At 57.0% G+C, this 2,173-nt stretch carries 2 protein-coding genes and 1 pseudogene; 1 reads left to right on the forward strand and 2 read right to left on the reverse strand.

Features of this window, described 5'->3' with window-relative positions:
- A pseudogene (locus tag VGM55_RS18895) lies at window positions 1-364 on the forward strand (hypothetical protein); the annotation flags it as partial.
- A 123-nt stretch (window positions 365-487) separates the two neighbouring features.
- Here the strand turns inward: VGM55_RS18895 and VGM55_RS18900 are convergent.
- Together VGM55_RS18900 and VGM55_RS18905 are read right to left on the reverse strand one after the other, a co-directional pair.
- On the reverse strand, window positions 488-1,423 hold the full coding sequence (locus tag VGM55_RS18900; protein ID WP_331636327.1) for an IS3 family transposase: 936 nt from the start codon (window positions 1,421-1,423) through the stop codon (window positions 488-490).
- A gap of 2 nt (window positions 1,424-1,425) precedes the next feature.
- Window positions 1,426-1,839, reverse strand: a complete 414-nt coding sequence (locus VGM55_RS18905; protein ID WP_331636328.1) for a transposase — start codon at window positions 1,837-1,839, stop codon at window positions 1,426-1,428.
- Between the last annotated feature and the right edge of the window lie 334 nt (window positions 1,840-2,173).

A 2,173-nucleotide genomic window follows, 5' to 3' on the forward strand; every position in this document is an offset into this window, starting at 1 on the left:
GGGGCTTATCAATTTTGTTCGCAATATAGGCGGCAGCATTCTGATTTCGCTCACCAATGCCCTGGTAACCCAGCGGGCGCAGTTTCATCAAAGCGTGCTGTCAAAGTACACCTCGCCGGTAAACGCTAATTTTCAGCAGCAGGTGGACGCATTGCGTCAATTCCTGGATGTGACGGCGGGCAAATCCAATGGACTACTGCTGGCGCAGGGCCAGTTGTATCAACAGCTTCTGGCGCAGACACAAGCCTTGGCTTATGTCGATGTCTACTACGTCCTCGGATTTGCCGCCGTCCTGATGGTGCCAACGGCATTTCTCCTCGATCGCAATCATCCGGGTGGCGGCGGCCACGTCATGATGGAATAGCCACTCCCTGAGGAGTCTGTGTCGCAGCAAAGGCCGGAGGCAATCGGACGTGGACTGCACCCCTAAGCTGAGACACGATGAGTTCCGGTAATTGGGGACACTTTTGGGTTCCGTTTTATGAGTTTATGTGATCGCAGTCGCCGAGCCGTGGGAGTGTGGAAATCCTGAAGGGATTTCCAAGGCCTGTGGGAGCGGTGGTAAACCTGCTTGTGGTTTTCCATCGCTTCCATCAGCGCCGTCACTCTTGCTGGCTTGGCTGGCCTGCTCAAACTCTTCTGGCGTCAGATAACGTAACGCTGAATGCAGCCTTTGCCGGTTGTACACCTGCTCCAAAAACTCACCGATTCGACTGCGTGCGTCCTCCAGATCTTGATAATCCGTTCCGTGCACCTCCTCTTCTTTTAGCGTGCGCATAAATCGTTCCGCACGCGCGTTGTCATAGGGATTGCCGCGGCGACTCATACTGATTTGAATCTCGCGCTGCTCCAGTATCTGCGTGTATTCACTCGATGCGTACTGCACGCCTCGATCGGAGTGGTGAATCAGTTCCCCGGCTCGCCAGTCGCGCTGGTCAAGTGCCATCTGCAGAGCCTGAATTGCCAGTTCCGCCTGCAGACTGCGCCCCAAAGCCCAACCGACCACGCGCCTTGAGTAGGCGTCTAACACCACCGCCAGGTAGATGAACTCGCTGCGTAGCCGAATGTAAGTAATGTCGGCCACCCACAACTGATTGAGCGACGTTAAATGCACACGTCGTGCCAGGTTCGGATAAATCGGCAGATCGTGCCGCGAATCTGTAGTAAACACGTACTTGCTTCGCCGCAAGCTCAGCAGATTGTCTTCCCGCATCAAGCGCAGTACGCGCTTGCGATTGACTACATGGCCTTCCCGCCGCAGCAATGCGGTCAGCATCCGGTAGCCGCGCAGGCGGTGATTCTCCACCGCTAACTCCTGCAGGCGTGCACGCAACAACAGCTCAGCCTGGCCGGGCTGAGTCTGCTGCAAATAACGATAGAAGCCAGCTCGGCTCACCTCCGCCAACTGGCATTTTTGCTCCACCGTCAGTCCTGCTCCTTCGAACGAGAGCGAGGCTTGGAGACCGCAATAGACTCCCTGCCGCCATCGCCGGTAAGGTTCGGCGCCGCTCCCCTGACTTGTTCGAAGGTTCGCTTTAAAAAATCCAGCTCTAGCTGCTTGCGCCCCAGCAGCCGCTCCAGTTCCGCGATCCGCACCTGGTCGGCGCTGGGCACAGGTGCCGGCTGGCAAACACCCACCCATTCGCTGCCTCGCGGTCTACCTGGCTCCCGCTCCAAGGCCGCCACACCCCCGGCCTTTAACTGATCCCGCCACAAGTATAAAAACTTCCGCCGGATCCCTAATTCCTTCGCCAAACCGGTGACGCTCTTACAATCCGCCATCCGGTTTACCGCTTCCTGCTTAAACTTCGCGCTATAACGTCTCGATTGCTTCCTCATCGGTCTGCTCCATTATGACCGCTGAGTGTCCCCAGTTTCCACCCACTCCCGTGTCTCACTTTTGGGGTGCAGTACACGTCCAGTGGGACAGATAGGTGCAGATCCTCGGCTTCAAGCTTGAGAGGGGCACTGCCAGGAGCTTGACAATTCAGACAGTCGCTCGGCTACGCTCGGGATGACAAAGGAGAGGGTGGTGGCTTCCGGGAGAGTGGTTACTGAACCGAAACATTTTCATGCTCCCGCCCCTTCCCCGGCGTGCCGTGGGAGTGAAGCCGATAGATCTGCAGTTGGCTCCACCAGCAACCACTCTGATATGGGGCCCAAACTCTAAACC

This window comes from Cedecea sp. (assembly GCF_036500665.1).
GTDB lineage: Bacteria > Pseudomonadota > Gammaproteobacteria > Enterobacterales > Enterobacteriaceae > Cedecea.